The following is a 23,052-nucleotide window of genomic DNA, read 5'->3' as shown; positions in this document are numbered from 1 at the left end:
GTTTGGCCCGTCTCGCTCAGGGCTCAACACCTAATCCGTCAACTCCCGCCAAGACGTCCGACGAACACTCCCGGCTCCCGACGAGCTCGTCGTCGGCGGCGTATCCGGCGTCACCTTGCCCGTGCTGTCCTGAATCAGGACGCGCACATTGCCATTGCTGAGCTTCACCCAGCCTAGGCCGACCACCAGCGCATCGCTGCTCCACTGCGTACCAACCGCCGTCGTCGTTAGAACGCCTCCGTTGGTGACGTTGAGGTAGTAGCGCCAGGACGATCCGCCGGACGCGCATGCATCTCCACTCGGGATGGCACTCACGATTGCCAAAGTGCTGAACTGCAGGCCCATGTTGGTCGATACGCGCTCTCGCGAGTGCGGCAAGTCGACCCACCATCCGCCCTTGTTCGACCAATTGACCGGGTTGTTGGTGATCGTCGCCGTGGTTCCAGTGGCCGTCAGGGTCTGCCTGACCATGTTGGTCGTATCGGCCCGCACATCTCCCCAGCCCGCGTCGGTGAGGTTGTCCTTCACCGCGTAGATCGTCTGCTGCGTGGTGTCCTCGACGTCGGAGGCGCCCAGGTAGCGGCCTGTCGCTACCACGATGATTGGCTTTCCATCGACTTCGGCAGTTTCAGGCTTCGTCGTGATCGGCTGCAGCGTGCTGGCATCGACCTGGAACTTGGCCAGCAGCATTGCGCTTTGATGCGGGAGCACCAGGTTGTCGATGTCGAACCGCCAGAGGTTGCCTTGCAAGTCTCCGCCATAGAAGCGCTTGGTGGTGTTGTCGGAGGTCACGTCGATCCACGCGTTGATCTTCGACAAGCCGCTCGGCGAAGCCGCGCTGCCTGCCGTGGTCGGCAGGTCGTGGATCAGCGCGCCAGTGCTGGCATTCACCACATACAGGTGACCCAGGCCGTCGCCGCCGGTATTGTTGTAGCCGGACGTGAACGCCACGACCCATGTGCCATCCGCCTGCTTGGTAACGACCGGGTTGCCGTAGGTCAGGCCCATGTTGGCATTGGTGAACTCCCAGAGCGCGAGCGGATTCTCGGGATCGGTGATGTCGAGCGCGTAGTAGCCGTTGCCACCGGAGTTCAGGCCGCCCACGAGGATGGTCTTCCAGGTCGAGCCCACCTTGATGTCTGCCATGACCGGTGCGCCGTCGACGTAGTACTGGTGCTTGGACTCGTACGACGCATCGGCCAGCTTGTAGAGATTCGGAATGACATGGCTCGGCACGTAAGACCACAGCTCCGTTCCACCGTCCGAAGAGCCTGCCGAAAATGCGTGAAGCATGCCGTCGTTGGCTGCCACGTAAACCACCGGCTTGCGAGTTGCCTTCGAAGTCACGAACGCCGCATAACCTGCATCGGCATAACTGAACGGAGGCTTGCCAACATAGACCGGCGCGCCGTTGATGATGTCTCCCAGCACATGGGTCCGCTTGCGATACAGCGCAGCGGTGGTGCTGTTCGTCGTACTCGCCGCTTCGAATGTGCGGACGCCGCGAAGATAGTCGACAAGCTTCTCACCCGTATTGGCGGCGTTCTTGTCGGCGGTGGACAGTGACGCGCATTGCGAGGCCACCACGGCCTGCGTGCAGAGATTGCTGAATCTCGCGCCGTATCCGTCGGTGTTGAGGTTGGTCCAGTTGAACGCGCGCAACGTCGTGGTGGACGGCTGCTTGTAGTAGATCTTCCGGGATGTCGGTGCGGCTGCATCGAGCAAAGCCTGCGCCGACCAGAGCGGCGTTGTGCCGATGGTTGCATCCGTGCCGTTCAGGGTATAGGCCTCGAGGTCGCCGGTCCACGACTTGGTCGTGTAGCTGGCCTTGTAGACCTGGTTGTTGTCGCCGGCCACCAGTTCGAGCGCACTGGTCGATGCCGAAGACGCGGAGCCATGGACTTCCTGGATGGTATTCACCACGCCCGTGATGGCTTCAGCGAGCGCGGCGGCGTTGAGCGCGGAGTAGTACTGACCCCGGCCGTTGACGGCCGCGTGCCAGAGGTCATCGATGTTTCGCGCATCGCCGCCATTCGAGCTGACCTCCGGCGTTGGCCACGACACGATGCCCTTGACGAGATTGATGTAGTCCCCGGTCGCCTGCGCCAGGTAGTTGCGATCGTAGGCCAGCGTGCCGTTCACACCCAGGCCGATCGTGAAGGTCGTCATGTGTTGCCAGGTCGCAGAATCCCGTCCGGCACCCTTCAGATTGTTGGAACAGGTGTCCTCGCCGCTCGAACCGGATCTGCAGTTGCCCAGCGCGCTGGTTCGAAGGTCCGTGTTGTAGTAGTACTCGGCCACGTCGGCGAGCGTGTCGGCCACGCCTGTCGCGTTGACCACCGTCGTGGTCGTGTCGCCCGTGGTGACTGTCGTTCCCTGCGAAGTCGTCGTGGGTCCGACCACGGCCACTGTGCCTGCCCTGCCCGACGTACCTGCGTAGGTGTTGTCGGTCGTCTTCGTGGCGGAGGCGTTGACCGTGTTGCTGTTCGTGTAGTAAGTGCTGCCAGCGGTCAGCCCGAAGTTGTTGAGATTGGTTGCCGTCAAGCACGAATCGGCGCTCGTGGCGCTCGTGACCCAACCCGAATACGTGTCGCCTGTTTGTGCCGTGGTCGAGCTGACCTGCTGGGTGGTCGTATTGCCAGTGCTCGTGCTGTCACTGATCAGCACATCGTCGCGGGTGATCACCGTTCTCGTGGAAGTGGTCGTCAGCCTGTTCACGACTGTCTTGGTGCTTTCGACCGACTCCGTGCGGGTCTGCGTGATCCGTGAGACCGCGTAGCGGTTGGCGGTGCCGCTGCAAGTGCTCGTCGTCTTTGCGACGCCCCAGACGTAGCGCGTCCAAGGCGTGGGCGTCGTGCTGACCGTCACAACGTTCTGCAGTTCCACCGAGGTCGTCGGTGTCACGGCAGTTTTCTGCGTATAGGTGCCGTCGCGCATAGGACGGTCTTCCGCGCCGTCCTGTTGGCCGACAGCGGTCGATCCGTCGAGCTTGAACGCGCCGTAGGAACTGTTCTCGCTGCCTGTGTTCCAGTAACCGTCCGTCGACAGCAAGGCGTAGTTGCGTTGACATGAATACTGGACGGGATCGGTCGTCTGACCTGGGACCTGCTTGGCAAAGTAACGCCCGGCCTTCGACAGCGCACCGCGCAGCGGGGTCGTTCCGCTGCCCGAAGCTGCGTAGAGCTTGGTGTAAAACGTCGCCTTCTGCGTGGCATCGAAGTCGAGCACTTCCTGGAAGCCCCCGTTGTTCGTCACGCCCGTGTTGCTGATGGTGGTGAACCCGACCCGATAGCCCGAACCCAGCACCTGCAGCGCCTTGCCCGCTGCCGTGCGCATGAGGAGCCGACGGGTGCGGTAGTACGCGTACCAGTTGGCGTATTTCTGCTTGAGCGCGGCCGTGTCGCTCGTCGTGATCGTCTTCAGCGTGAAAACATTGCTGCCCGGCGTCTTCCCGAGGCCGCTCTGGCATTCCTTGTAGAAGGTCGTGCTGGAGTCGACGTTGCCGTCGCTCTTGGAGTAGGTCCAGCCCATCGCAGGCTGCGTCCCGCTGTAGACGTAGTAGGTGTTGTTGTTGAGATTGTCGGAACCCGACTGGGCATAGCCGTCCGACCAGGCACTCGTGAATGTTGCGTTGGGAAACGAGGTGCCGTCCGCATTCACCGGAGGGGCATAGCTGAGCGTCTCGTCGAATGCAACGCCGTTGCATTGAGAACTCCAATATCCATAACGCCCATTGCTGTTCATTTCATCGGGCATGTAGGCGTTGCCCATACTCCCGGAGTTGTCCAGGATGAACAGCAAGTTGGGCTTGGCCTGCACCGTGGGCAGCGTTGCCAAGGGCTGCGCGGCGATATCGGTCGTCGCGGCCATCGCGGCCGGCACGATGCCGGCGAGCAGAGTCGCGCCGATCAGGCGCAGCATCATGCCGCGGTCCTCGCAGGAATTCCGCCAGATTGAAAAGGTGTGCATGTTGTTCTCGTGCGAGCGTTGTCTCGCTCAGAAGTGAACGATGGTTTCGGTGAAGCTCGTCGTGTCTCTCGCGCCCTTTGCGCGAACGATGATCCGGTAATATGGGCCCGACGTTCCGCTGAAGCGAAGCGGGTCGGAGTAGTTCAGCTCGCCCTTCTTGGTCGCACTCGAACTGCTGTTGGCCACGGGCTTGGCGCAGTTGTTGGTGCTACTGGCGTAGTCCCCGGTCTGGGCGCACATCCGGAAGATGATGTAGCGGGTTGAGTTGCTGTTGCCGGAGACGGCGGTCCCGGTCGCGGGCTTCAGGCTGCAGGAGGCAAAACTGCCATCCGTCGCCGAGCTGCAATCCTTGAGACTGGCATCGTCCCAATCCCAGTTCACGAGGGCGCGTGTCGAATCATTCAACATCTGTCTGCCCGTCACGTCCACCAGATCGGTGGTGCTCGCGTAGTAGCCCTGCCCATCCGCGGCATCGGTGTTCAAACTGGCCGCGTTGGCGTTCAGCCACTCGATGGCCTGTCGCGTGCCCTGGTCGGCCGTCGCGGTGACATCCTGCTTGAACCCGATGTTGCCCATCAACATGGTGCCTGTATCGACCGATCGAACAAGCGCCAGGGTCGCCAGCGACAAAGCGACCAGCGCGAGGAGCGCAAACAGCAAAGAGATGCCATGTTGCCGATGGCAGCGATCGCCGTGGCCATTGGCCCTGCGGTGTGGAGTCAGGACGAGATTCATGCCTTTGACGTTTTTCATGAGTTCCAGAGCACGTTGCGCAGCGGAATGACGGTGTCGTAGACCTTGTAGCGGTAGTTCTTCCAGTCGCTCGCCTGATCGACCTTCAGCGGCACGCACTTGCTGTTGGTGTAGCAATTGGAAGGAGTGAGATCGCCGACGGTCACGTTGCCCAGATCCCATTGCGGCTGGGTCGTGGTGACTTCATCCCGCTCGGGTTGATTGCTCCGGGCCACTACGGCAATGCGAACCGCAAGCACCTGTCGCCAGCCGTCGTTGGTGGTTGGGGAGGTCTTGTCATATTTGTCGATCACGCCGTCGCCATCGGTGTCTTTTCCGTACAGGGCCTGGAGGTTGACGATCCCGGAATAGAGCTCCTGCTGCAGCGGCGTGCTGACGGCTGCCGACCGCTCGGCCATCTGTAGCGCATTCGAAGTGCTGACGGAGTACGTGCGCTGGGCAAGGCTTCCCATGTTCAACAGATAGCTGCCGTCGGGATAGCCATCGGTGGGAAAGACCGAGCTGCTGTTCCACTTGCCGTTGGTGCCCGAGGCATGCGGGATTTGCGTGGTCGTCAGCAAGGAAGACCCGCTCGGATTCACATTGAACACGGCGCAGCCGACATCGGCACTCTGGAGTTTCGGAACGGCAATCATCACGTCGCCTGCAACTGCACCGAAAGACGACTTCACCACGAAGTAGTCTGTAGATTGAGGGTGGTTCTCGCTGGTGATCATGGGCACCGAGAAGCCGGCCTTGGTGCTTAGCAGGACCGTCACTTGGTCAGGTGCACCGCTTGCACCAGCCGCGATGACGACAGGGGCGAGCGTGAAGCTGAACTCGGCATCCGAATCGCGCTTGCCCTTGGTTGCGCAACCCAGCGCGTCCGGGATGACCGACGCGCCGTAGCCGGCCATCTGGACATCGCGCTGTATGGTGAAGATGGAGAGGGCACCATTGACTTGCGCATCGCTGCCCATCGTCAAAGTTCTCTTCTTTCCCTCGGACACCACGATCACCTGCGTGATCACAAGCACAGTGAGCAGGCCAAGAGCAAGCCCGACCATCAACTCGACGAGAGTGAAGCCGTGCGATTTGCCGCGATGGCGGTGAAGAGGCGTTGGTTTTGTCATGGCGCTCAGGTCCCGGCCTTGATCACAGTGGTGTTGGCGACGTATTGGTGGGTTTCGCCGCTTGGCAGCGACCAGCTCACGGTCACGGCCACGTCGCCGGTGAGTGCGTCCACGGTGATTGCGCCCGTGCCTCCCGGCAATTCCCGGCTCACCTTGTCCTGCCATTCCTTGCAACGTGGAAGGCCGGCACAGGCGCTCCCGTTGTAGAGCGAGATGTTGTTCACATCGGACCAGAGGCGACCCAACACTTCCGTCGCCAGGAACGTTGCATCGGCTCGGATCTTTGCCTCGGTCTGTGCGCGTGTCATCGAACTCTGCAGGCCGACGAGCCCGACAACGCCGAGAATGAAAAGAAGGATCGCGACCATCACCTCGACGAGGACGACACCCCGTTGACGGGCCGATGGACCGTGAAACGCCTTCGACAGGCTGTGTTTGCCGCGCTGCGGCGGGCGATGACGGGTCAGCATTTGCGTGGGTCCTCTGCACTCGAGGGCAGCTGGGGGTCGCACATCCTTACGGCGCCGGACGAACTGATTTCGAGCCGCAGCTTGCGGTATTCGATGTTCGAGTTCGGCCCGCCGACGTCGATCTGGCGGATGGCGTCGCTGGAGTTCGTCACCCGGCCGAACCCGTTGAATGTGACGGTAGTGCCGGCGCTGCCGTCGGATTGAAGCGCGTTGATGCTCACAAGGCCGCCGCTGTCGCCGATGGGCCTGGCCGTCACGAGCCTCGGGGCGGTCGTGTTGGAAGGCGAGTTGGCGCAGCCGCCGGCTGGCGAAGTGACACTGACGACCCACGATCCGCTGGTGCCGGACAGTGCGCAGTCGTTGTCGAGAACGTTGGGCTTCTCGAGGGAAACGAGCCAGAAGGAAACGCTCTCGTTGCGACGGATGGCTTCGCTGCGAGCGGTCTGCAAGCCGGTTTGCAGCGAGTCCGCGGCGTTGCGGATGCGCGTGTTGTCCAGCCAGGTGCCTGCACTGGGAAGCACCACCGCGAGAATCAGCGCCAGCACCGTCATGGTGACGACTACCTCGATCAGCGTGAAGCCGGCTGGCTTCTTGCGACGCCTTAGCATGTGCTGTCTTTCGTCAGCCAGCATGTAGCCGTGACTGCAGCGCCCTTGAAGAAGGTCGTTCCACGATCGCCGTTCTGGTTGATCGTGAACGTATGTCCGGTGGCTTGACCGGCAATGCCGATGGCCTTGATCTCGTAATTCTGGTTGGAGTTGCTGGTCACGCACTCGTACCTGAAGTACTTGGCATTGCCGGGGGCAAAGCTTTTCCAGCTGCTTGCGCTGGCGTCATCAGCACAGGCGGTGCTCGAACCATAGTTGCGCGTGTCCTGGTAGTACTGCTCCATCTTCGTCCGGTAGTCGGACAGTTGTCCGAACGCTTCTGGCAACTGGCCGCGGCGGATGTAGTCGTTGTACGAAGGAATGGCGATGGCAGCCAGAATGCCGATGATCGCCACGGTGACCATCACTTCGATCAGCGTGAAGCCACGGGACAGCTTGCGATGGGCCCGGCTTCGGACGTTTTGTTGTTTCATCAAGGACACCTTTCAGCCCCGCCCGGCGAGACCGGAAACAGCTGGGCAACAATTACACAGAGTTGTTAAAGGATGTCTCTAAGTGTTTGCTTTTGCAAAACCTTCCATCTCCCGGTAATGACCATTCGTCGGCAGGCCGGCTCGGCACAATCGACCTGATGACGTCTTGTGCAGTGCCTTCTGGCTCCGTTTTTTCCGCTTTCAAGGCTCTTGACGTCCTGCGAACGGTGCTTGTCGCCGTTCCGTTTCTCTGCCCCCTGGTTGCCGGCCCCTCGGTCAATGTCTGGCAAATGCTCGTTTCCTGGGCATGTCTTGGCGCACTGCTCTTGCGCGGGCGCGTCGGCTCGCCCGCGCGTGGCGTGTGGGGCTGGCTGGGGGTTGGTGGCGTTCTTGTCGCGCTTTCCGGGTGGGATGCTTTCTCAGCATGGGGCCCAGCCTGTCTCGCAATTGCAGGCATTGCGGCAGCGGCAAGCCTGGGCACCGGCATGGCGTTCGATGGGCAGACTGCGTCTTCGTCCTTGGCCATGGGCGTGCTTGTCGCGGGCCTGGTCAGCGCACTCCTCGGCCTGCTGCAGTACTACGGCCTGGCCGAACCCCTGGTGCCGTGGACAACCTCGCCCGCACTTGGCCAGGCCTACGGCAACCTGCGCCAGCGCAACCAGTTCGCGACGCTGATCAGCCTGTCCTGGTGCGCGGTGCTGTGGCTTCACGCCACGAGCGATTCGACGCGCACGCGGCGGGGCCTGATGGCGGCGGGGTTGCTGTTGCTGATCGCGGCAGCGGCATCGACCTCGCGCACGGGCCTGCTGCAGTTGCTCTCGATCCTCGGCGTAGCGAGCTTCATCGCAAGAAGAGAGCGTCGGGGCGTGCCGCAGCAATCGGCGGTCCCGTTTCGCCTGCCGGCGCCTCGGTTGCTGCTCGCGGCGATACCGCTGTACTTCGCGATCGCCTGGGTGCTGCCGAGGCTGGCCGCTGGCGGCGGCCCAGGTGTGGAGACCATGATCGAGCGCCTGAAAAGCGGCGCACCCGACGATCACAGCCGCATCCTGCTCTGGCGCAACGTGCTGGCGCTGATTTCGGAGCATCCCTGGACGGGTTGGGGCTGGGGCGAGTTGTCATATGTGCACTACAGCGCTGCGTACAGCGGCGGGCGATTCGTCGAGATCCTGGACAACGCGCACAACCTGCCGCTGCATCTCGCGGTCGAGCTCGGGATTCCCGCCGCCGTGCTGATCTGCGGCGGCTTTCTCTGGCTGGTCCTTCGCGCCCGGCCGTGGCGCGAGCGCGATCCGGTCCGGCTCATGGCCTGGGGAATGCTCTGGGCCATCGTCCTGCACAGCCTGCTCGAGTACCCGCTCTGGTACGGGCCGTTCCAGCTGGTCTTCGGACTTTGCATCGGACTGCTGTGGCCGGGCCGGCACTCGCAACGCATTGAAAAAGCGGCGCCCTATGCCGCCGCGGCCTTGCTGGCCATCGTCGGCTATGCCGGCTGGGACTACCTTCGCATCAGCCAGATCTACCTGCCTCGCGAAGAGCGGCTGGCGCCCTATGAGGACGACACCTTGGCCAAGATTCGTGCGTCCCGGCTCTTCGCCAACCAGGTGCAGTTCGCGGAACTCACGCTGACGACCGTCACGCGCGAAAACGCCGGCGCGGTGCATGAACTGGCGAAGCGCGTCATGCATTTCTCGCCGGAGCCGCGCGTCATCGTGAAGCTCATCGAGAGTGCCGAGCTGCTGGGGCACGAAGCAGAAGCGCGGGAAGAGGCGGAGCGTTTCAGCAACGCGTTTCCCGCGGACTTCGCCCGATGGATGAAAGCAGACGCGGATGACGGCGCGGCGCCGTAGCCGCTGTGGACAGCGGGGCACGGCGGCGTGCCGTGTGCCGGCGGCTATTCGGCCACCCAGCTCCCCGACTTCCCCCCGTGCTTCTCCAGCACATGCACATCGGTGATCCGCATGCCGCGGTCCACCGCCTTGCACATGTCGTAGACGGTGAGCAGCGCCACCTGCACCGCGGTCAGCGCCTCCATCTCGACGCCCGTTGGCCCGACGGTCTCGACGGTTGCCGTGCACGCCACCTGCGGCGTGCTCCCTGCGTCCGCCAGCGCGAAGGCTACCGCCACCCGCGTCAGCGCCAGCGGGTGGCACAGCGGAATCAGGTCGCTCGTCTTCTTCGCGGCCTGGATCCCCGCGATGCGCGCGATGCCGAGCACGTCGCCCTTCTTCGCGGAGCCCGACTCGATCAGCGCCAGCGTGGCCGCCTGCATCTCGATGCGGCCGGTGGCGACGGCCACGCGGTGGGTGGCGGGCTTGGCGGCGACGTCGACCATGTGGGCCTGGCCCTGGGCGTCAAAATGGGTGAGAGAACTCATGCGTGAACGATCGGGTTGAAGTTGCATCATACGAGCCCGAGCCACAGACGAGGAATGCCCGCTTGACTCCCCACACCCCCCGAAAAAGCCAGCTGGCGCCCGCGCTCCGGTCGCTCTGCGCTACGTTCCTGATAGCGTCCCAGGTGCTGCTTCCGGCGCCCGCGCTGGCGCAGATGCAGGTGTTGCCCGGCCTGGGCGACGGCGGCGAGATGACGGCCAGTGCGGAGCGTCATCTCGGCGACCAGATCGCCCGCGAGCTTTACCGCGACACCGACTACATCGACGACCCGGTGATCGCCGCCTATGTGCAGGACATCTGGCAACGCCTGCTGGCCGCCGCGCGCACCCGCGGCGAGCTCACACCCGAGCTCGACGAGCGCTTTGCCTGGACGATCCTGCTGGGCCGCGACCGCAACATCAACGCCTTCGCGCTGCCCGGCGGCTACTTGGGCCTGAACCTCGGGCTGGTGGCCGCGGTGGGCAGCCGCGACGAACTTGCGACGGTGCTCGGGCATGAGCTCTCGCACGTCACCCAACGCCACATCGCGCGCATCATGGACAAGCAGGGCAAACAGATGCCGCTCATGATCGCGGGCCTGATCCTCGGGATGATCGCCGCCGGCAAGAGCCGCAGCAGCGACGCCGGCCAGGCGGTGATCATGGGCAGCCAGGCGCTCTTTGCACAGAACCAGCTGAACTTCTCGCGGGACATGGAACGCGAGGCTGACCGGATCGGGTTCGGCGTGATGACGCAGGCCGGCTTCGCGCCGCAGGGCGCAGCGGCCATGTTTGAGAAGCTGCAGTACGCCTCGCGCCTGAACGACAACGGCTCGTTCCCGTACCTGCGCAGCCATCCGTTGACCACCGAGCGCATCTCGGACATGCAGGGCCGGTTCCAGTTCCGCATGGACACCGCGCCGCCGGTGCCGCTGGCAATGGACCACGCGATGGTCGCCTCGCGCGCCCGTGTGCTGACACGGCCGGGCGGGGATGTGCTGCGGCAGTGGATCGCCGAGGCTTCCAGTGGCGAGTTCGCGAAGAGCTCGCCCGCGCAACAGGCCGGCACGCTCTATGCGGCCGCGCTGTCAGCCAAGGAGATCCGCGATTACAGGACGGCGCGCACGATGGTCGAGCGGCTGGTCGCGCGCACGGCCGAGGACCCGGCCGCGGCCAGGCAGGCACGCTGGCTCGGCGCCGAGATCGAGCTGGCGGCGGGCGCTGCGCCCAAGGCCGCCGCGCTGCTCGATGCGAAGTCGAAGGAGCGCCCCGAGATGCTGCTGTCCGCGGAGGCGGCCACCGCCATGCGCCAGCCCGCGCCGATGATTCCCGTGCTGCGCGACTGGGTGGCCTCGAACCCGCGCGACGCCACGGCCTGGCGCGCGCTCGGCAACCTGTATGGCGCCGAGAACGACACGCTGCGCGCGGTGCGTGCCGATGCCGAAGCCAACGTGGCGATCCTCGACTACCCGGCGGCGCGCGACCGCTTCAAGGCTGCGCAGGAAATCATCCGGCAGTCCAAGGTGGTCGATCACTACGAGGCATCGATCGTCGACACCCGCGCTCGGGCGGTGGAAGTGCTGGTGAAGGAGCAGGCGGCCGAGCCGCCGCTGAAGTAGGGAAGCCTCGGCGGTAGCTCAGCGTTTGGACAGCAGTCCGCCCAGCGCGGACTCGATCACCAGGCCCAGCAGCGAGTACATCAGCGAGCCGAGCAGCGCGGCCAGGAAGCCGTTGACGTGGAAGCCACCGAGCAAACCCGATGCGGCCCAGAACAGCAGGGCATTGATCACGAACAGGAACAGGCCGAGCGTGACGATGGTGACGGGCAGGGTCAGCACCACGAGCACCGGCCGCACGATCATGTTGAGCAGGCCGATGACTGCGGCCGCGATGAGCGCAGAGCCGAAGCTCGCCACCTGGACGCCGTTGTAGAGGTAGGCCACCGCCAGCAGCGCGACGGCGCTGAGCAGCCATTTGATGATGATGCGCATGCGGCTCAGGATACCCCACGGCCTCCAAAACGACGAGCCCCGGCGTGTTGCCACGCCGGGGCTCGTCGGGACCGGAGTTCTTGTCTTACTCGGCCAGTTCGTTCGCCATGACCAGCAGCGCGCCCATCCCCATCACTGCGCCGGGGAATGCCCAACCCGACTGATGCGAGGGCACCTGCTCGGGCGTGACGGGCTCGAGGTCGACGCCGATCTTCGGACGCCGCGCATCGACCACGTGCACCGCTGCATGCTCGCGCTTGAGCTGGGCCGTGAGTTCGGTGAGCGGGCCCTTGGCCAGCACCGGGGTGACCTGGCCGCCGTTGCGCTCCAGCAGCGGCAGCATCTGCGCCTGCACCTTGCTGAACCACTTGGCGCGCCAGTTCTCGCGTGCGCTGTGGCTGACCCACTTGCTGATGCGATGCGTCATGCGCGGCGCACAGGCCACGAGCACCCAATGGCGCGCCACCACGTTGTTCGCGTCGGGCGCAAGTTCGGCGAACTGCTCGCTGGCGTACACGGCGTCGTCAACGTAAAGAATGATCTTTTCCATGGTGTGCTCCTTCGGGTAGTTAGAGTGTGAGACGAAGTGGGGACAGGAAGTTTCTTGTCGGTACAGGACCGGCTCAGCCGGGCGTCACCGCCGTCTCGGGCTTGTGGCGAGCGTTGCGGGCGGCCACCCATTTGCCGATGACGAGCACCAGGAGTGCACCGGCAATGCCGGCGGCGTACTTGATCACGTCGGTCTGCGGCACCTTCGGCACCCAAGTCCAGGCGGCGGCGTTGGCCAGCGCGGGGTCGGACACGGCCATCGTGCCGGCGATCCAGCCGAGCAGCATGCCACCCAGCGTGATGATCATCGGGAAGCGGTCCATCAGCTTGATGACCAGCTGGCTGCCCCAGACGATGATCGGGATGCTCACGAGCAGGCCGAAGATCACGAGCGGCATCTGGTGGCCTTCGCCGGCGCCTTGCGCAGCACCGGCAATGGCGATGACGTTGTCCACGCTCATCACGAGGTCGGCCACGATCACGGTCTTGACGGCGCCCCAGAGCTTGTCGCTGCCGGTGATGTTGCCGTGTGCGTCGTCATGCTCGGGCGCCAGCAGCTTCACGCCGATCCACACCAGCAGGATGGCGCCGACCAGCTTGAGGAACGGGATGGCCAGCAGCGTGAGCGCAAAGAAGATCAGGATGACGCGCAGGATGATGGCGCCGGCGGTGCCCCAGAGAATGCCCTTGGTGCGCTGTGCGGGGGGGAGCTTGCGGCAGGCCAGTGCGATCACGACGGCGTTGTCGCCACCGAGCAGGATGTCGATCATGATGATCTGACCGACAGCGACCCAGAATTCCGGGGCCATGAACAGTTCCATAGATTCCTCTTTTGTCTTCGCGCCCCTGCCTGTCCCGATTCAAGGGGCGACGACGGAAGGCGCATACCGATGCGTTTCGATTCATCCCGGGCGGGAGGTCGAAAGCGAGGAATGAAGCCGGGTGACACCGGGGACTTGCGAACGCTTCGACCAAACCTGCACAGGTTCAAATCGAAGGTCTTGCTCGACAGCGTCCGCGCGAATGCGCGTGCGTTGTCCGGCAGGCCGGAAGTGTTTTGCTTCGTATTGACGACCTGACGATTCGCGCTGTCGTGGACAGCGGTCGGGAGCTACTCCCCTTCGTGGGCGCGATTAGAGCATCGAAGATTGCGCAGGCGCAATCGAAAGTTTTCACGGGCTTAAAAGGAACCCCTTGGAAACGTTCGTCGTTATTGAAGATATCGCTATATTTTTGGTAGCAATCTTGTCCCTTCGGCGCCTCGGGACATTGCCGGACTATGATCGCCGTCCGCTGTTTTTTCACTTCCATGGCCGCCATACACATCACCGACATCGAGGCCGCCATCAACCACTGGCGCGAGAAGACGCCATCGCCCGACGGCGTGACGCTCGGCCCCGAATTGCGTGCGCTGGCCGAGGTCTACGCGCTCATGGTGTTCCACCACGAGGACGAGGTCGACGAGGTCGGCTTTCCGCCCAAGGCCTGGGCCGCCTGGCTGGCCTGGTACGAGAGCACGCCCGACACGCCGTGCATCGCGATCTGCTCCACCAGCCAGGGCGACGACGAGTGCAAGGGATGCGGCCGCACCTTCGACGAAGTGCAGCTCTGGCCTGCCATGACCCCGGTCGAGAAGCGCGCGACCTGGCGCCGAATCACCATGGAAGACTCGGCGTGGCGCTTCAATCGGTACGCCGAACGGGCACGCGAGACGCGCGAGGAGAACGCTCCGTCTGCCGCAGAAACCGAGCCCGAATTCGACCCCGACGACGAAAAGAACTGGGCGCCCTGACCATGCGCCGTCTCGCGCAGGCTCCGAACCTCGCCATCGCGACAGTGTGGGCGCACGCGTTGCGTGAGGAGGGCGTCGCCGCCACCGTGCAGCGCGAGTTCCTCGGAGCGGTCATGGGCCAGTTGCCGCCCGACCAGTGCCTGCCCGAGATCTGGATCGACGACGAGGCCCAGTACGAACTGGCCAAGCGTTTGCTCCACGAGCTGCAGCACCGTCCGCAACGCAGCTGGCGCTGCGTATGCGGGGAGCAGGTCGAGGGCGGCTTCGAGCAATGCTGGCAATGCGGCGAGATGATGCCCGCCGCCTGAAGCAAAAAGAGAACACAGAACGCGCCGGTTTCGCGGAACACCGCGGAACCGGCTTTGCCGGGCCGCAGGTGTTGCCCCCGGTAGGGGGAAGGCGAAGCGGACACGAAGTGCCGCGCAGCCTGGGGGTGAGCCCAGGACCACCGCGGAACCGGCTCTGCCGGGCCGCAGGTGTTGCCTCCGGTTGGGTGGTAGGCGACGCGACATGAAGTGCCGCGCAGCCTGGGGGCGAGCGCTATCTCCAGCGCAGCAGTTCGACGTCGATCGAATTCGTGCCGTCGCCCAGCGTCAGCGTGTTTTCCTGGATCGTCGCCTGCAACTGCATGCTGCGCTGCGCGAGCGCGGCCAGCGCCTGCGAGGCGTTTGTCGGAACGCGATAGACCTTCAGGTTCTGCGGCCGCGTGAGCTTGTTCTCGATGCCGCGCCACCAGATCTCGGCGGCATGGTTGAAGCAATACACGATCACCTCGTCCGCCTTGCCGCAGGCCTTGATGATGGGCTTGTCTTCCGGCTGTCCGACCTCGATCCAGATCTTCACTTCGCCCGTGAAGTCGCGCAGCCAGACGTCGGGCTCGTCGACGTTCGACAGGCCCGCGCCGAAGGCCAGCGTGCCGTCGCCCTGGCAGATGTCCTGCAACTGGTGCGCATTGAGCGCGAGTGCGACGAGACGGATCATCATCCGCTCGTCGGTCTCGCTGGGGTGTCGCGCCAGGGTCAGCGCATGGTCGGCGTAGTAGCCGTGGTCGATGTCGGCCACCGCGAGGGTGGCCTTGAAGATGGTGGATTTGAGGGCCATGGGTGCGCGAGTTTAGGCCGAAGCCCGCCGGCGCACCCCGGGGGTCAGAACGCCACCGACGCCTGCAGGTAGACCGTGCGCGGCTGGCCCACGTACTTGCCGCCGTTGTTGTCCACCGAGCGGTTGAAGTAGCGGCGGTCGAACAGGTTCTTGATGCCCACGGCCACCTTCAGGTTGCTCATGTTCTTGCCGAAGTCGTACGCCGCGCGCAGGTTCATCGTCGCGTAGCCAGGGATGTTGCCGAGGCGGCCCGTCGAGTCCTCGATCGTCACGTAGCGTGCGCCGTCGTCGGGCGAGCCCGGCGACCGCTGCTTCGACTGCGCGTACACATCGGCGTTGAAGGTCCACGGGCCGCGCTCGTAGCGCGCGCCCAGGCTCGCCACCTGGCGCGAGTAGAACGGCAGGTCGCGTCCGGCGAAGGCGCCGGCCTTCGAGGTGGCCTGGGTGTACGTGTAGGTGCCCGACACCGAGAAGCCCTTGAGCGAGTCGCTCAGCGTGCCGAGGTCGTAGCGCAGCGCCGACTCCAGCCCGCGGTGGCGCGTGGCGCCCAGGTCGGTCCACTGGCCGACGTCGCCGGTGATGGAGCGCGCCAGCTGCAGCTCCTTGTCGAAGTTGATGTTGAACAGCGTCAGCTCGCCGCTCCAGGCCTCGCCCTTGTAGTGCGTGCCGAACTCGTAGGTCTTGGCTTTCTCGGGGTGCAGGTTGGTGGTCGACTGCGCGAGCTGCGCGTACTGCTGAGGGCCGAACGACACGCCCGCGTTGGCGAACACCGACCAGCGTTCGTTCACGCGGTAGAGCACCGACAGCGTGGGCAGCCACTCGTCGGAGTCGATCGCCGGGAAGATCGCGTTCGTGATGCGGTTGTTCGCCACCGTGTACACGTTGTTGAACGAGCTGATCCGTTCATGGCGCACGCCCGGAGTGATCGTCCAGTTGCCGAAGTCGATGCGGTCGTCGATGTAGAACGCGTGCGCGGTGGTGCCGCCGTTGCTCTTCTGGTAGGCCGGGTTGGCCAGCGTGTAGGCGTCGAAGCCCGGGCGCGGCCGGTAGTAGGCGCTGCGCGTGGCGGTTTCGGAGGCCTCTTCCTTCAGGTAGCGGTAGCCCACGCTCACTTCCTGCACCACGCTGCCCGAGTCGATCAGGCGTGAGTAGCGTGGCTCGACCGCGAAGGTGTTGTAGTCGCGCGGCGCCGAGGTCAGGCGGCGCTGGCCGGCGGCGGTGCCGGTGCCTTCCTGCTCGAGGTGGCTGCCACGGAACGAGTCGGTGTAGTAGGTCAGCAACTCGAACTTGTTGACGCCGTCGTTGTGGGTGTACTTGATCGAGCCGTCGGTGCGGCGGCCCGTGAACTCGTCGAACGGGCGGTCCGACTGGAAGGGGTTGGCCGCGAACTGTGCCGTCGTCAGGCCGCCCGGCATGCGTCCGCTGCCTTCGAAGTGATGCAGCGACACGGCGATGTCGTCGGTCTTGGAGATGCGGTAGGCGCCCTTGAGCATCAGGTCGTCGATGCTCACGTGGTCGTTGCTCTGGCGCCAGCCGTCGCCGTGCGTGCCGGAGTACAGCAGCGCCAGGCCCAGGCCGTTCTCGTTGGTGCCGCCGATGAACACGCTCGGCGTGGTCTTGGTGCCGCCACCATGGCTGGCGCTTTCCACGCCCACGCTGGCCTCGGCGGTGAACTGCTTGGGGATCGCACGCGACACGAAGTTGATGATGCCGCCCACGTTCTGCGGTCCGAAGCGCACCGAGCCCGCGCCGCGCACCACGTCCACCGCCTCGAGGTTGCCCAGCGACAGCGGTGCCAGCGACAGCTGCGGCTGCCCGTACGGCGCGTAGGCCATCGGCACGCCGTCCAGCAGGATGGTCGAGCGCGGCGACAGGCGCGAGGTCAGGCCGCGCACGCCCACGTTCAGCGAGATGTCGCTGCCGCCGGTGCCGTTGCTCTCCTGCACCTGCACGCCGGGCACTTGGCGCAGCACGTCGCGCACGCTGGCCGAGCCGCTTTCCTGGATCTGCTTGCGCTCGATGATGGTCCGCGCACCGGCGTGCTCGAGCACCTTGGTCTCGCTGGGGCTGCCGAGCCAGTCGCCGGTGACGGTGATGACCTCGAGCGACTTGGATGGATCGGCCGCGGGCTCCGTCTCGGCGGCATAGCCCTGCAGGCCCAGGGAAAGCAGCGCCAGCGCCATGGCCGTGCGCTTGTACCGGTGTTTGTGCGTGTGCGAGATCAAGTTAACCCTCTTTCATGTCGTCGAATGAATTGTTTTTTGCGCCTGAAGCCGCCGCTCGGCGCGGCGGCGCCACCAGAGCCAGACGCCGCTGAGCCCCAGCCCGCCGAGCGAAAGGCCCAGCACCACGGTCAGCGTCTCGTGCAGCAGGCCCCCCAGTACGCCGGTGTGCAGTGGATAGATCACCGCCACCGCGCCGTTGCCGGTATCGAGGTCCTGCCACTTGCGCACGGCCAGCACGTCGCCGGTCGTCGGGTTCAGCCACACCGAGCCGATGCCGTTGGGATGGGGATCGTCCGGTAGCCGGAAGCGCACGCGCATCGGCCGGCCGGCCTTTCCGGGGACCTGGATGTAGCCGATCGGCTGGCCGGGGAAGGCCTGCTGCGCGCGGGCCACGAGATCGTCGAGCGGCAGGCGCGGGCCGCTGGCCGCGCCCTTTGGGATGGCCGGCGCCTTGATCGGCTGCTGGCCCATCGCGCTGGAGATGAAGCCCCCCAGCGGCCGCCATGCCATGTACGCGCCCGTGGCGACCGACACCGCGATCAGCAGCCCGAACACCGCGCCGCCCGTGCGGTGCAGGTCGAACAGGCCGCGCAGCAGGCCGCGGTCGAGCACGATGCGCAGCGACGGCGGCCAGCGTGCCGGCCACCATAGCACCAGGCCCGTGACCAGCAGGAACAGGTAGGCCAGCGCCACGAAGGCCAGGATCGCCTTGCCGGTGTCGTCCAGCAGCAGGCTGCTGTGCAGCTCGAACAGCAGGTTGTAGGCGCCCTCGTGCGTGCCCCGGCGGCCTTGCTCCGCACCGGTGGCGGGGTCGAGGTAGAGCGTGCCCTCCCACTTGCCGCGCACCAGCACCCAGAGCGTGTCGGTGGCCTGACGCGGCGGACGCAGCGTGAAGTTGGCGTCAGGGCCGAACTCTGCCGCGAGCCGCTGGCGCAGCGGCTCCAGCGGCAATGCGACCGTCGTGGCGTCGACCGCCGAACGGGCGGTGAAGAGAATCGGGTTCGCGTAGCGGTCGAGCGGCAATGCGACCACCAGCACTGCGCCGAGCAGCGCCGTGAGGGCGAGGACGGGGCCCAGCGTGAGGCCGATCCAGCGGTGAATCCTGAGCCAGAGGCGTCTCAAAGGCGCGCGCATGACCAACCAGGGGACGACGGAGGTCCCTGAAAAGTGTTGTTGGCTGGCGCCGCGAGGGCGTTGGCTGAAAAAGCGGCGACCGATGCGAAACAGCCGCCCTCAGGCGGCTGGTGTATCGGTACACGAAGCCTTAAATTCTACTGGCGAGCTCTGCGGCCTTGCCCACGTAGCTGGCAGGAGTCATTGCCAGAAGGCGGGCTTTTTCCTCATCCGGAATCGCCAATGAGCGGATGAGCCCGTGCAGCGCCTCGGCCGTCACGGTCTTGCCGCGCGTCACTTCCTTGAGCTGCTCGTAGGCGCCCTGCACGCCGAAGCGGCGCATCACGGTCTGGATCGGCTCGGCCAGCACTTCCCACGAGGCGTCGAGGTCTTCGGCCAGCGCCTCTTCGTTGAGCTCGAGCTTGCCCAGGCCGGTGGCCAGGCTCGCGTAGGCCAGCGTGGCGTAGCCGAAGGCCACGCCGATGTTGCGCAGCACCGTGCTGTCGGTCAGGTCGCGCTGCCAGCGGCTGATGGGGAGCTTCTCGCTCAGGTGGCGAAGCACCGCGTTGGCCAGGCCCAGGTTGCCTTCGGCGTTCTCGAAGTCGATCGGGTTGACCTTGTGCGGCATCGTCGAGGAGCCGATCTCGCCCTTCTTCAGGCGCTGCTTGAAGTAGCCCAGGCTCACATAGCCCCAGATGTCGCGCGAGAAGTCGACCAGGATGGTGTTGGTGCGCGCCACCGCGTCGAACAGCTCGGCCATGTAGTCGTGCGGCTCGATCTGGATGCTGTACGGCTGGAAGCTCAGGCCCAGGCCCAGCGGCGCGGGCGTCTCGATGACCTTCTTGCTGAAGGCTTCCCAGTCGAAGTCGGGCCAGGCGGCCAGGTGGGCGTTGTAGTTGCCGACCGCGCCGTTCATCTTGCCCAGCAACTGCACTGCGGCGATCTGTGCGCGGGCCTTCGACAGGCGCACTGCGACGTTGGCGATTTCCTTGCCTACGGTGGTCGGGCTGGCGGTCTGGCCGTGCGTGCGCGAGAGCATCGACACGTTGGCGAACTGGTGCGCCATCTCGCGCAGCTTGGCGATCAGGCCGTCGATGGCCGGCAGCATCACCTTGTCGCGCGCGGCCTGGATCTGCAGGGCGTGGCTGGTGTTGTTGATGTCTTCGCTGGTGCAGGCGAAATGCACGAACTCGGCGGCGGCCAGCAGCTCGGGGCGGGCTTCGAACTTGGACTTGATCCAGTATTCGACCGCCTTCACGTCGTGGTTCGTGGTTTTTTCGATCTCCTTGATGGCCAGCGCGTCGGCTTCTGAGAAGTGCGACACCAGGCCCATGAGGTACTTGCGGGCGCCGCCCGTGAGGGGCTTGAATTCGGCGAAGCCGCAATCGGACAGCGCGATGAACCACGCCACCTCGACTTGCACGCGCCGGTGCATATAGCCCTGCTCGCTCATCAGCGGACGCAGCGCCGCGAGTTTGGCCGCATAGCGACCGTCAAGGGGGGAGAGGGCGGAAACGGTGGAAAAGCTCATGCCTCAATTTTAGGCGGCCGGCGCTCCGTGGGGCGCTGCCTACACATCGGGCGCAATCCGGGCCTCTGGTTTTCCCGTTCACCTAAAATGATTATGAACAAACGTAGCCAATGCTTAGGGAGAGAGCCTTCATGAAACTGATCGGATCCGCCGCCAGTCCGTATGTGCGCAAGGTGCGCGTGGTGCTGGCCGAAAAGCGGCTCGATTACCAGTTCGTGATCGAGGACGTCTGGTCTGCCGACACCACCATCTCCAGCTCCAACCCGCTGGGGAAAGTGCCTTGCCTGATCATGGAAGGCGGCGAGGCGATGTTCGACTCGCGCGTGATCGTGGAGTATCTCGACACCCTGTCCCCCGTCGGCAAGCTGATTCCGCAGCAGGGCCGCGAGCGCGCAGAGGTCAAGACCTGGGAGGCGCTGGCCGATGGCGTCATGGACGCCGGCGTGCTCTGGCGCCTGGAGGCAACCTGGGCCGGCCGCAACGACGGCGAGCGCAGCGCGGCCTGGATCGAGCGACAGCGCGCCAAGGTCGAGGACGGCGTGGCTGCCATGGCCAAGGGCCTGGGCGACAAGCCCTTCTGCAGCGGCATTCACCTGAGCCTGTCGGACATCGCGGTGGGCTGCGCCCTCGGCTGGCTGAACCTGCGCTTTCCCGAGATCGACTGGCGCGCCGACCACAGCAACCTGGCCAAGCTGTACGACAAGCTCATGCTGCGGCCCAGCTTCATCGACACCAAGCCCTGACCTGACGCTCCCCCAGACTTCGCGCACTTCGTGTCGCTGCGCCTTCCCCCTCGCCGGGGGCGACACCGGTGGCCCGGCGAAGCCGGTTCCACGGTGTCCTGCGAAGAATCTTTCCGCTGCCTCACAGGCCCGTGAATCGCGCCACCGCCGGGAAGTACAGGCGATAGGGCAGCAGCCGCATCAGCTTCATCCAGAAGGTGAAGCGGCGCGGGAAGTGGATCTCGAAATCGCCGTGCGCCCAGCCTGCGAGCATGGCCTCGGCGGCCGCCGAGGGCGTGATCAGCGCCGGCATCCGGAAATCGTTCTTCGCCGTGAGCGGCGTGTCGACGAAGCCCGGCTGCACCAGGCTCACGCCGATGCCGCGCGCATGCAGGTCGACGTACAGCACCTCCGCGAGGTTGGCCAGCGCCGCCTTGGTCGGTCCGTAGGCCAGGCTTTTCGGCAGCCCGCGGAAGCCGGCCACGCTGCCGGTGATGGCGACATGGCCCGTCCCGCGCGCCACGAAACCCGGCAGCACCGCCGCCAGAACATGGAGCGCCCCGACGTAGTTCACCTGCTGGTGCGCGAGCATCGTGTCGAGCGCGAACGCGTCCGCGCGCAAGGCGTCGTAAGTGGCGGCGTTGTGCAGCACGAAGTCGATCGCGCCAGCGGCCTCGAGCAGCCGCGCATGCGCGGCTGCCACGGCGGTGGCGTCGCGCACGTCCATCGGCAGCACGATCACGCGCGGTGGACGCCCGGCTTCGTTGTGCGGCGCCGCCAGCGCCTCGAGCGCGTCCGCGTTGCGCGCCGACACGGCGACCCGCGCGCCGCGCGCCAGCAGCGCCAGCGCCGTGGCGCGGCCGATGCCGGACGAGGCGCCGACGATCCATGCCGTCTTGCCCTGCCAGTCGGCCAGTGGCGGATTGAGTGGTTTCAAGGAGAGACTTTCGGGGGGCGCATCGGCGCGGCAGGCGAGCCGGACGGATCGGGCCGGATCACCAGCGCCCAGAGCGCCACTCCCGCCGCCGTCTTGAGCACGCACGGCAGCAGGCAATAGGCCAGCGACAGCGCCTGCAGCGCCGAGGCATCGCGTGCGCCCGGAACGTAGCCCGCCAGGCCGAGCAGCGGCAGCGCGAGGCCTGCGGCCAGCGCCAGGTTGAGCTTGGTCGCGAAGTTCCACCAGCCGAAGTAGGCCCCGGCGTTCGGCTGGTCGCCGGCTTCGGCAATCAGGCCTGCCAGCAGCGCGCCCGGCAGCACGAGGTCGGAGCCGATCGCGAAGCCGGAGAGCGCGCAGACGATCAGGAACGGCACCGCGTCGCCTGCGCCCATCGCGCCGGCCCAGGCGAACACCGCCACCGACATGCACATGCCGCCCAGCCAGGGGCGCGCCAACCCGAAGTGCCGCACCAGGCGCAGCCACACCGGGATCGACGCCGCCGCCATCACGAAGTAGAGCCCGAGGAAAGCAGGCTCCAGCGAGGCCGGCGCCTGCAGGCGGTCCTGGACGAAGAACAGCACCAGCGTGGCCGGCACGGCGCTCGCAATGCCGTTGAGCACGAACACCGCCAGCAGCCTGCGGAACGCCGGACGCCGCAGCGGCAGGCGCAGGTCGACGCCGGTGTGCGGATCCTGGCTGCGTTCCGGGCGCGGCGCGCGCGTCCAGAGCCACCAACCGGCGGCCAGCGAAAGACCGAACGACGCCACCATCGCGGGCAGCCCCGCCGCTGTCGGAATGACCGACGCCAGCACCACGCCCACCAGTCCCATGCCTTCGCGCCAGCCCACGATGCGCCCGCGCTGCACCGCGTCGCCGCCCAGCATCGCGCCCCACGATTGGTGGGCGATGCTCAGCATGCTGTAGCCCGCGCAGGTCAGCGCGAGCAGCAGCGCCGCGGTCACGAGCAGCGCGCCCGGTTGCGCGGGGTCGACGAGCCACTGCGGAAAGAACAGCAGCCCGAAGCCCGGAAGCAGCACGGCCGCCGCGACCGCCCCTGCGCCCAACACCGCCCTTGGGGAGCGCGCATGCAGGCGGTCGCTGAGGCGCCCGAGCAGCGGGTCGGTCAGCGCATCGAGCAGCCGTGCGCCGAGCAGCACCGCACCCAGCGCGGCGAGCGGCACGCCGAAGGCGCGCGCATAGTGGTTCGGCAGCAGCACGTACAGCGGCAGCGCAACGAACGCCAGCGGCAGCCCGAGCAGCCCGTAGCGCAGGCCGTCGAGGGGGCCGAAGGAAGAGGGCGAGGAAGAAGGTGCGTGCACGGAAGGCCGCGCGATG

The 23,052-nt window shown here is 65.7% G+C and carries 21 protein-coding genes; 5 read left to right on the top strand and 16 right to left on the bottom strand.

Features of this window, described 5'->3' with window-relative positions:
- Window positions 1-30 precede the first annotated feature (30 nt).
- From AACL56_RS01845 to AACL56_RS01820, 6 genes are all read right to left on the bottom strand, one after another.
- A complete protein-coding gene (locus tag AACL56_RS01845) occupies window positions 31-3,924 on the bottom strand; it encodes a pilus assembly protein (RefSeq protein WP_339088136.1) in 3,894 nt (1,297 codons plus the stop codon).
- A gap of 72 nt (window positions 3,925-3,996) precedes the next feature.
- On the bottom strand, window positions 3,997-4,722 hold the full coding sequence (locus AACL56_RS01840; protein WP_339088135.1) for a pilus assembly protein PilX: 726 nt from the start codon (window positions 4,720-4,722) through the stop codon (window positions 3,997-3,999).
- Window positions 4,719-5,834: a PilW family protein gene (locus AACL56_RS01835; RefSeq protein WP_339088134.1), complete on the bottom strand. Its 1,116-nt coding sequence runs from the start codon at window positions 5,832-5,834 to the stop codon at window positions 4,719-4,721. The genes AACL56_RS01840 and AACL56_RS01835 overlap by 4 nt, the downstream gene beginning before the upstream one ends.
- A gap of 5 nt (window positions 5,835-5,839) precedes the next feature.
- Entirely contained in the window at window positions 5,840-6,304 is a 465-nt protein-coding gene (locus AACL56_RS01830; RefSeq protein ID WP_339088133.1) for a type IV pilus modification PilV family protein, read from the bottom strand.
- Entirely contained in the window at window positions 6,298-6,936 is a 639-nt protein-coding gene (locus tag AACL56_RS01825; RefSeq protein WP_339088132.1) for a GspH/FimT family pseudopilin, read from the bottom strand. The genes AACL56_RS01830 and AACL56_RS01825 overlap by 7 nt, the downstream gene beginning before the upstream one ends.
- Window positions 6,906-7,385, bottom strand: a complete 480-nt coding sequence (locus AACL56_RS01820; RefSeq protein WP_339088131.1) for a type IV pilin protein — start codon at window positions 7,383-7,385, stop codon at window positions 6,906-6,908. The genes AACL56_RS01825 and AACL56_RS01820 overlap by 31 nt, the downstream gene beginning before the upstream one ends.
- A gap of 158 nt (window positions 7,386-7,543) precedes the next feature.
- On the opposite strand from AACL56_RS01820, the gene AACL56_RS01815 reads away from it, so the two are divergent.
- Window positions 7,544-9,232, top strand: coding sequence for a PglL family O-oligosaccharyltransferase (locus AACL56_RS01815; RefSeq protein ID WP_339088130.1), 1,689 nt, complete (start codon window positions 7,544-7,546; stop codon window positions 9,230-9,232).
- Window positions 9,233-9,276: 44 nt separating this feature from the next.
- Here AACL56_RS01815 and moaC read toward each other — a convergent pair whose 3' ends face one another.
- The gene (moaC, locus tag AACL56_RS01810; protein WP_339088129.1) at window positions 9,277-9,759 is read right to left on the bottom strand and encodes a cyclic pyranopterin monophosphate synthase MoaC; all 483 of its coding nucleotides are present in this window, start codon (window positions 9,757-9,759) and stop codon (window positions 9,277-9,279) included.
- Between the two features lie 173 nt (window positions 9,760-9,932).
- On the opposite strand from moaC, the gene AACL56_RS01805 reads away from it, so the two are divergent.
- Window positions 9,933-11,375 (top strand): M48 family metalloprotease, encoded by a 1,443-nt coding sequence (locus AACL56_RS01805; protein WP_339092783.1) that lies wholly within the window; start codon window positions 9,933-9,935, stop codon window positions 11,373-11,375.
- Window positions 11,376-11,393: 18 nt separating this feature from the next.
- On the opposite strand, the gene AACL56_RS01800 is transcribed toward AACL56_RS01805, so the two are convergent.
- The 3 genes from AACL56_RS01800 to AACL56_RS01790 all read right to left on the bottom strand — a co-directional run bounded on the left by AACL56_RS01800 (window position 11,394) and on the right by AACL56_RS01790 (window position 13,117).
- On the bottom strand, window positions 11,394-11,747 hold the full coding sequence (locus tag AACL56_RS01800; RefSeq protein ID WP_339088128.1) for a phage holin family protein: 354 nt from the start codon (window positions 11,745-11,747) through the stop codon (window positions 11,394-11,396).
- Between the two features lie 85 nt (window positions 11,748-11,832).
- Window positions 11,833-12,297: a hypothetical protein gene (locus AACL56_RS01795; protein ID WP_339088127.1), complete on the bottom strand. Its 465-nt coding sequence runs from the start codon at window positions 12,295-12,297 to the stop codon at window positions 11,833-11,835.
- A 73-nt stretch (window positions 12,298-12,370) separates the two neighbouring features.
- Window positions 12,371-13,117, bottom strand: a complete 747-nt coding sequence (locus AACL56_RS01790) for a TerC family protein (protein WP_339088126.1) — start codon at window positions 13,115-13,117, stop codon at window positions 12,371-12,373.
- A gap of 488 nt (window positions 13,118-13,605) precedes the next feature.
- On the opposite strand from AACL56_RS01790, the gene AACL56_RS01785 reads away from it, so the two are divergent.
- Both AACL56_RS01785 and AACL56_RS01780 read left to right on the top strand, forming a co-directional pair.
- Window positions 13,606-14,088 (top strand): DUF3717 domain-containing protein, encoded by a 483-nt coding sequence (locus AACL56_RS01785; protein WP_339088125.1) that lies wholly within the window; start codon window positions 13,606-13,608, stop codon window positions 14,086-14,088.
- Window positions 14,089-14,090: 2 nt separating this feature from the next.
- The gene (locus tag AACL56_RS01780) at window positions 14,091-14,396 is read left to right on the top strand and encodes a putative signal transducing protein (RefSeq protein ID WP_339088124.1); all 306 of its coding nucleotides are present in this window, start codon (window positions 14,091-14,093) and stop codon (window positions 14,394-14,396) included.
- A gap of 232 nt (window positions 14,397-14,628) precedes the next feature.
- Here AACL56_RS01780 and AACL56_RS01775 read toward each other — a convergent pair whose 3' ends face one another.
- The 4 genes from AACL56_RS01775 to purB form a co-directional block, all read right to left on the bottom strand.
- Entirely contained in the window at window positions 14,629-15,189 is a 561-nt protein-coding gene (locus AACL56_RS01775) for a YaeQ family protein (protein WP_339088123.1), read from the bottom strand.
- Window positions 15,190-15,233: 44 nt separating this feature from the next.
- Window positions 15,234-17,372, bottom strand: coding sequence for a TonB-dependent siderophore receptor (locus AACL56_RS01770; protein ID WP_339092782.1), 2,139 nt, complete (start codon window positions 17,370-17,372; stop codon window positions 15,234-15,236).
- 54 nt (window positions 17,373-17,426) lie between these two features.
- Window positions 17,427-18,548 carry a PepSY-associated TM helix domain-containing protein gene (locus AACL56_RS01765; RefSeq protein ID WP_339088122.1) on the bottom strand — a complete coding sequence of 374 codons (1,122 nt, stop codon included), beginning with the start codon at window positions 18,546-18,548 and terminating at the stop codon, window positions 17,427-17,429.
- A gap of 130 nt (window positions 18,549-18,678) precedes the next feature.
- Complete coding sequence (gene purB / locus AACL56_RS01760; protein ID WP_339088121.1) at window positions 18,679-20,058, bottom strand: adenylosuccinate lyase; 1,380 nt, start codon at window positions 20,056-20,058, stop codon at window positions 18,679-18,681.
- 131 nt (window positions 20,059-20,189) lie between these two features.
- On the opposite strand from purB, the gene AACL56_RS01755 reads away from it, so the two are divergent.
- Window positions 20,190-20,801, top strand: coding sequence for a glutathione S-transferase N-terminal domain-containing protein (locus tag AACL56_RS01755; RefSeq protein ID WP_339088120.1), 612 nt, complete (start codon window positions 20,190-20,192; stop codon window positions 20,799-20,801).
- Window positions 20,802-20,922: 121 nt separating this feature from the next.
- Here the strand turns inward: AACL56_RS01755 and AACL56_RS01750 are convergent, their stop codons facing one another.
- Together AACL56_RS01750 and AACL56_RS01745 are read right to left on the bottom strand one after the other, a co-directional pair.
- Window positions 20,923-21,717 carry an SDR family NAD(P)-dependent oxidoreductase gene (locus tag AACL56_RS01750; protein WP_339088118.1) on the bottom strand — a complete coding sequence of 265 codons (795 nt, stop codon included), beginning with the start codon at window positions 21,715-21,717 and terminating at the stop codon, window positions 20,923-20,925.
- Entirely contained in the window at window positions 21,714-23,036 is a 1,323-nt protein-coding gene (locus AACL56_RS01745) for an MFS transporter (protein WP_339088117.1), read from the bottom strand. Before AACL56_RS01745 ends, AACL56_RS01750 begins: the two co-directional genes overlap by 4 nt.
- Window positions 23,037-23,052 lie beyond the last annotated feature (16 nt).

Origin of the sequence: Variovorax paradoxus (assembly GCF_902712855.1) — a bacterium.
Lineage (GTDB): Bacteria > Pseudomonadota > Gammaproteobacteria > Burkholderiales > Burkholderiaceae_C > Variovorax > Variovorax paradoxus_Q.
The sequence above is the reverse complement of the archived record's forward strand: the minus strand, read 5'-3'. Positions and strand labels throughout refer to the sequence as shown.

Coding starts and splice junctions, on each gene's coding strand:
- AACL56_RS01845 (WP_339088136.1), bottom strand. CDS start 3,924: ATGATGCTGCGCCTGATCGGCGCGACTCTGCTCGCCGGCATCGTGCCG.
- AACL56_RS01840 (WP_339088135.1), bottom strand. CDS start 4,722: ATGAAAAACGTCAAAGGCATGAATCTCGTCCTGACTCCACACCGCAGG.
- AACL56_RS01835 (WP_339088134.1), bottom strand. CDS start 5,834: ATGACAAAACCAACGCCTCTTCACCGCCATCGCGGCAAATCGCACGGC.
- AACL56_RS01830 (WP_339088133.1), bottom strand. CDS start 6,304: ATGCTGACCCGTCATCGCCCGCCGCAGCGCGGCAAACACAGCCTGTCG.
- AACL56_RS01825 (WP_339088132.1), bottom strand. CDS start 6,936: ATGCTGGCTGACGAAAGACAGCACATGCTAAGGCGTCGCAAGAAGCCA.
- AACL56_RS01820 (WP_339088131.1), bottom strand. CDS start 7,385: ATGAAACAACAAAACGTCCGAAGCCGGGCCCATCGCAAGCTGTCCCGT.
- AACL56_RS01815 (WP_339088130.1), top strand. CDS start 7,544: ATGACGTCTTGTGCAGTGCCTTCTGGCTCCGTTTTTTCCGCTTTCAAG.
- moaC (WP_339088129.1), bottom strand. CDS start 9,759: ATGAGTTCTCTCACCCATTTTGACGCCCAGGGCCAGGCCCACATGGTC.
- AACL56_RS01805 (WP_339092783.1), top strand. CDS start 9,933: ATGCAGGTGTTGCCCGGCCTGGGCGACGGCGGCGAGATGACGGCCAGT.
- AACL56_RS01800 (WP_339088128.1), bottom strand. CDS start 11,747: ATGCGCATCATCATCAAATGGCTGCTCAGCGCCGTCGCGCTGCTGGCG.
- AACL56_RS01795 (WP_339088127.1), bottom strand. CDS start 12,297: ATGGAAAAGATCATTCTTTACGTTGACGACGCCGTGTACGCCAGCGAG.
- AACL56_RS01790 (WP_339088126.1), bottom strand. CDS start 13,117: ATGGAACTGTTCATGGCCCCGGAATTCTGGGTCGCTGTCGGTCAGATC.
- AACL56_RS01785 (WP_339088125.1), top strand. CDS start 13,606: ATGGCCGCCATACACATCACCGACATCGAGGCCGCCATCAACCACTGG.
- AACL56_RS01780 (WP_339088124.1), top strand. CDS start 14,091: ATGCGCCGTCTCGCGCAGGCTCCGAACCTCGCCATCGCGACAGTGTGG.
- AACL56_RS01775 (WP_339088123.1), bottom strand. CDS start 15,189: ATGGCCCTCAAATCCACCATCTTCAAGGCCACCCTCGCGGTGGCCGAC.
- AACL56_RS01770 (WP_339092782.1), bottom strand. CDS start 17,372: ATGGCGCTGGCGCTGCTTTCCCTGGGCCTGCAGGGCTATGCCGCCGAG.
- AACL56_RS01765 (WP_339088122.1), bottom strand. CDS start 18,548: ATGCGCGCGCCTTTGAGACGCCTCTGGCTCAGGATTCACCGCTGGATC.
- purB (WP_339088121.1), bottom strand. CDS start 20,058: ATGAGCTTTTCCACCGTTTCCGCCCTCTCCCCCCTTGACGGTCGCTAT.
- AACL56_RS01755 (WP_339088120.1), top strand. CDS start 20,190: ATGAAACTGATCGGATCCGCCGCCAGTCCGTATGTGCGCAAGGTGCGC.